The 5,058-nt window shown below is 62.9% G+C and carries 7 protein-coding genes and 1 pseudogene; 1 reads left to right on the forward strand and 7 read right to left on the reverse strand.

The window, feature by feature from the left end; translation table 11 throughout:
• The 3 genes and pseudogenes from EOA60_RS18170 to EOA60_RS18180 all read right to left on the reverse strand — a co-directional run.
• A pseudogene (locus EOA60_RS18170) lies at positions 1-715 on the reverse strand (hypothetical protein); the annotation flags it as partial.
• 456 nt (positions 716-1,171) lie between these two features.
• The gene (locus EOA60_RS18175; RefSeq protein WP_127335007.1) at positions 1,172-1,399 is read right to left on the reverse strand and encodes a hypothetical protein; all 228 of its coding nucleotides are present in this window, start codon (positions 1,397-1,399) and stop codon (positions 1,172-1,174) included.
• The gene (locus EOA60_RS18180) at positions 1,396-1,722 is read right to left on the reverse strand and encodes a hypothetical protein (RefSeq protein ID WP_127335008.1); all 327 of its coding nucleotides are present in this window, start codon (positions 1,720-1,722) and stop codon (positions 1,396-1,398) included. The genes EOA60_RS18175 and EOA60_RS18180 overlap by 4 nt, the downstream gene beginning before the upstream one ends.
• A gap of 70 nt (positions 1,723-1,792) precedes the next feature.
• Here EOA60_RS18180 and EOA60_RS18185 point away from each other — a divergent pair, with 70 nt between their 5' ends.
• Entirely contained in the window at positions 1,793-1,984 is a 192-nt protein-coding gene (locus EOA60_RS18185) for a hypothetical protein (protein WP_127335009.1), read from the forward strand.
• A 1-nt stretch (position 1,985) separates the two neighbouring features.
• On the opposite strand, the gene EOA60_RS18190 is transcribed toward EOA60_RS18185, so the two are convergent.
• The 4 genes from EOA60_RS18190 to EOA60_RS18205 form a co-directional block, all read right to left on the reverse strand.
• Complete coding sequence (locus tag EOA60_RS18190) at positions 1,986-3,290, reverse strand: hypothetical protein (protein WP_128311694.1); 1,305 nt, start codon at positions 3,288-3,290, stop codon at positions 1,986-1,988.
• A 46-nt stretch (positions 3,291-3,336) separates the two neighbouring features.
• Positions 3,337-3,588: a hypothetical protein gene (locus tag EOA60_RS18195; RefSeq protein WP_127335011.1), complete on the reverse strand. Its 252-nt coding sequence runs from the start codon at positions 3,586-3,588 to the stop codon at positions 3,337-3,339.
• 21 nt (positions 3,589-3,609) lie between these two features.
• Complete coding sequence (locus EOA60_RS18200) at positions 3,610-3,990, reverse strand: hypothetical protein (RefSeq protein WP_127335012.1); 381 nt, start codon at positions 3,988-3,990, stop codon at positions 3,610-3,612.
• The coding region (locus tag EOA60_RS18205) for a hypothetical protein (protein ID WP_164899385.1) at positions 3,990-5,058 on the reverse strand (1,069 nt) is incomplete at its 5' end. The genes EOA60_RS18205 and EOA60_RS18200, both read right to left, overlap by 1 nt.

Genomic DNA, 5,058 nt, shown 5'->3' on the forward strand with positions numbered 1-5,058 from the left:
GGAGAGAATCCTTGATTGAGGTGGATGGCCGCTTCGTTGCCGGGTCTGAGCCGGCCGACGGCGCGCCTGTGACGGACTTGGAACCCTTCAGGGTCTGAGCCTGCGGGTCTGGAACAGTGCGCGTCTGAGGCGCTGCTGGGGCCGGGGCCGCTGCGGGGGCCGGAGCGGGGTTGAGCCGGTCCGCCAGCGAATAGGCCTCTGCCAAATCCTTGGTCCTTCCGGACTTGATAAAAAACGCGATGTCATCCGCTAGCTCTTCGAAGCGGGGATGCTCGGCCGCAAATTTCTGCACGTCCGCGTCGACGCTGGCGACGTGCTGCTGCTGCAATGTCGTGGTGACGCCGCCCAGGTTCTGCTTCAGCTGGGCGATCTCGTTCCGAAGTTCGCGAATGGTGGCGTCGTTCTGGGTCTGCACCTGCTCGGGCTTCTGACCCATGATCGCCGCGGCGACGTCCCGAAGCGAAACGCCAATGTAATCGCAGACCATGTTGAGGCCGCGCATCGGATCGGTGAGCAGCGCCCGCTCGAAATTGGTGTAGCGCGTCATCGCATCGCGCAGTGTGGTGTTGTTGCGCTTCGCCAGTTCGTCGAAGTCGCGCACCTTCTCGAATTCCTCAGCCGAGACGCGATGCTTTTCAATGCCGGCCTCAAGCTCGCGAACCGTGCGGTGAATCGCTGCCTTGACCGGCTCGGGTGCCTTCTCCCATTCGGCCATAGCGGCGGCATCGCTCTTGAACCGCGACGGAGCTTCCGCGTGGCTGGTCGTGGGCTTGGCTGGCTCGGGCTTTGGCTGCTCTGCCGGTTTCGCCGCTTGCTGCGCGGTGTTCTGTTCCTGGCCCTTCGCAGGCTTAGGATCGGGCATGTTGTTCTTATCGGCCGGTTTATCTGCCGGCTTGGGCTGTGACTGGACAGGCGGGGGTTTCTTGTCAGCCTCGTCCTTTTCGGCCTTGGCCTTTTCGTTGACCTTTTCAGCCGCTGCCTTAAGCGCTTCGCGCGTGCTGGGCGCTTTCTTCTCATCCTTCGGCGCCTCTACGGTCTTGGGATCGGTGCTGATCGGATTTGGCGTCTCGACCGGCTCCGGAATGTTGGCAGCAGCGGGGGGTTCGGCGGGCGCGGGAGCGCCTCCGTTCAGGTCTTCCATGGTGGATTGCTCCGTCTGAGGGATTGCGGTTTACGCGGGGTCCTGGCGCAGCAGTTCAAGCGCCTGTCTGATGTGCACGGGCGTTATGCCGTGCAGCAATTTCTCTTCCATCTTCGCGCGGGTCGCGCTCGATGCCGACACGCCCAAGATGCCTTCGATCATGGAAACGCAAAGGATGGCCTGGCGGCCGATGTCGAGCCGGCTGCTCTTGAAAGCTTCCTCGATCGCATTGAGCGCTGCCTGGTTGCGCGGGATCATTGAGCCACCCGCTCGCCGCGGTCGAACCGGGCTTTCGCCTTCTGTACCGTGTCCTTGATTGACTTGCGGTCGACCTTTGGGCGCTCGCGACGTCGGAAGCGCGCCGGATCGTTGCCGACTTCCTCGACGCCGGCCGCGCGATAGGTCGCGCGCAGTGCCGATTTCGAGGTGTACATCTTGCCGTCCAGCATCGACTGCACTTCGGACATGGTGTCCGAATTGACCATAGGCGCCGGCAGATGCGAGCGCTTGGGCTTAGCGGTCTCGATCTTGCGATACACCTGCCGGCCATCGCCAATGTCGATCCACGAATAGAGGGACATGGGTGTTCTCACTGGTTGGAACGGTCGAAAAGGCTGGTCGTTAGTTACTGCTATGCGGAGGCGGCTAGCCATGGAGCGCTACAAAACGACCATTGAACGTGCTTTCGAACTTGCCGAATCTGGCCTTTGCGCAGACTTCAGGGAGGTGCGGGCGAAGCTGAGGGGTGAAGGTTATGATCTCGACCAGCTTGAGGGCACGTCTCTGCGCAAGCAACTCAACCAGATCTGTCAAAAAGCCAGAGCCGACGCGGACCGCAAATAGGTCATGTCGTCAACTTCTGCAGTTGGGCCGTGGTGAGAAACACGTTCGGCTCGATCGCGATCTTCTTCATGGGTCCCCAGAGGGATCGAGAACCAACGCCGTTCGTGGCGATGTCGATGTGGGCCAGCGAAGCCGGGAATGTGCCGCCAGTCGCGACCGAAGAGACGACACCATTGACTGCGAGTTGCTTCTGTCCCGAAGCATTCACCTGGGCGCCGATCTTATTGACGGTCCCAAGGCCGAATACGAATGTGCCGGCCGGGACAGACGCAGATATGCCGCCGCCCTGTGCAAACGTCACCGAACCATCAGGAAGGATCGTGCAGAAGGTGTCGGTGATGCCTGTAACAACGCCGCAGGAGCCAGCGTTTCCTTCGGAGGAGACTTCCGCGTAGAGCGCGTAAGGCGTGAGGAACCGGCTGCCACCGGTGCCATTCCAGGAACCCGCATCGGTCGAAATCGCCGCAGGTCGGCTCTGCGCAATGTTCGCTGCCGCCGTGGTCTGGCGAGCGTAATAACGCTGCGGCTTGCGCGAGACCTGCGACCCAGAAACAAGCGTCGACCACACATCGCCGAATTCCACCGCGATCTGGTCTCCGCTCGCTTCGAACTCCACTCCAAATTGCGGGTTGGTGACCGTGTCCTGGGCGGCAAAGGGCAAGCCCCATGACGTTGAGCCGAGCAGCGATGTAACATCGGTCTTGGTCGTCCAGTTATCCAGCGTGAAGTTCACTTTGCCGGTGCCGACAAGGCGCCTGGCACGCATCTGGAAAAGAAGGTTGGTTTGCGCCAAGGTCACCGACTGGGTGAGACGAGCGTTGGCGCCGCCTGACACGAGTCGAGACGCCGAGTTGGCCGTGTTGTCGCCGCCAGTCTGGTCCTTAAACGCCGTGACGCCACCGCCGGATGAGACCCATACGCCGGCCGAGATACCGCCCGGAATGTCGCAATTCCATAGGCAGCGGTTGGTGCCGCGCGGGTAGCTCCAATACCCCCTATCGGAACGGCGAACAGCGCTGGACGGGACCGAAACCAGCAGGCCGGCCGCATTCTCGACGAAGCAAGCGGTGAAGTTGGTTTGCTCGCGGAAGGGCCGACCGTCGTTCGAGTTGTTTGTGTACAGCATCGCCACATCGCCGATTGTGGCCGGCGTGGCGAAATCGACGACGTGGGTGAAGAGCGTGAACGGATCATCGGTGATGCCGAAGACCGGCAGGCCTCCGCTGCTCACGAACGATACGGGGATGCCATAGCCGTTCGCCGCCACTTCCATCGGCGTGCCGAGGCCGTTGCTGGCAACCGTCACCGGAAGGCCGCCAGACGGGACTATGACGACGGGAACGCCCACGGGATCAGATTCCGCTGGTGCGCTTCAGCAGAGCGGCCAAGGCCGGGTTGACGTTGGTAAGGGCCAACTTATGCGCATCGAAAGCACCGGCATTGATCTGCTTGGCGAGTTCCTTGGCCTGTTCGCCTGGTATCCCGACCGCCATCAGCCGGCCGACATTGCCATTGGAAACGCCGGCATTCATCTGCCGCGCCACCTCGATCGCGGCCGGGTAGGACATGCCGCCCCGGCATAGTTCATCTGCACTGACAGGCATGGTTCCGGTCCTTTCGTGCGTTCATGCCGCCAGCAACAGGATTGCCGTCAGCTCGTCCTCGTCTTCGTTCGCGACTGCTATCTCTGCCGCCTGCTGCGCATCCCGCATCAACGCGGCGATCATGCCGGCATAGTCGGGCTTGGGCGGCTGGATCTCGGCCGGTAACTCGACGACGGGCAGTTCTTCCAGTTCGAACGGCTCGGGCTCGCCATTGGCCTTGCGCTTCGCCCGGGCGATCGTCTCGCGCAGCTTGTCGCGCTGCTGGCGCTGTTCTTCCCAACGGTTGCTTGGCTTGCCGTCGTGGCCGTCGTCGATCTCCGGAGCCCACTGCGCCCCGGCACCGCTCGGCCCGAAGTATCGATTGCCGAAGTAGCGGGCGCCGAAGTAGCGATCCCCGAACATCAGCTTGCGTCCAGCGTGACCGAAGACCTGTTGCCGGCCGCATCCACTGTGGCCGTGATCCGATCCTTGGTGTCGTTCGTGTCGCGGAACTTGGCGATCGTAGTGCCGAGGCCATTTGCCTTGCCGAGCAGAGCCGATGCGAAGAGCCTGAGGCCTTGCCGAACCGTCAAGCCGCCCTCGATGCCGGCCGCCTTGTCGAGCAGCGCGTCAGCGTTGGCGTTTGCGGTCGGAACGTCGCTGACAGCGGCCGGGGCGGCCGGCAGGTTATCGGTCTTGGGCTTGATCGCGCCCGTGTCGGCCTTGACCGCTGCGATGTCAGCCGAAACGGAAGCGCCGGCCGGTGCGCCGAGCTTCGTATCCACCGCCAGGATGTTGGCGTTGATGGTGGTATGGTTGCCCGACAGCGCCGCCAGCTGAGTGTCGAGATTGGCCGCTGCCATACCAACAGCACCGCGTACGCCAGACGCGTCCAGGTCGTTGAAGCCGGTGATCCCGGTTCCCTTCGCAAGCACGATGTTGGTGCCGGCGGTCAGCACGCGCGTCGCGTTCGACCACACGGCATCGAGGGCGTTTGCCGCGAACTTCGCCGCGGTGATCGCACCGGCCGCAAAGGTGTTGGCCGTGATCGCGCCCGAGTTCCATGCTGTTCCGCCTGCATTCACGACGTTGACGCCGAGCTGAGCGCTTGCAGTGTTCACCGCGGCGCCTGAGATCTGGGTAGCGTTCGCCGACACTACGCCGGCCGTGAGGCTCACCTGGCCGGTGCCGGTGCCAGATGACAGCAGGACGCTGGCGCCGATGTCTCGGGCCGTCTGGCTGGTGCCTTGAATAGCAGAAACGTCAACGCGCCCATTCGCGTCGACAGTTGCGGTGCGCCCCGTGGTGGTGTCGCGGCGGAAAAGCTCGATAACACGGTTGACCGGCGCCATGCTCGCCTGGGTGATGTGAACGCAATACTCTTCGGCGTCCGACGTAGACGCGATGGTCGTATCCTCGTCCATCAGCAGCGAATAGACGCCCGGCATGTTGGCGGCCGACAATTCGGTGATGGTTGGCGTGGTGTAGACC

The organism is Mesorhizobium sp. M1A.F.Ca.IN.020.06.1.1, from assembly GCF_004023265.1.
Classification (GTDB): Bacteria; Pseudomonadota; Alphaproteobacteria; order Rhizobiales; family Rhizobiaceae; genus Mesorhizobium.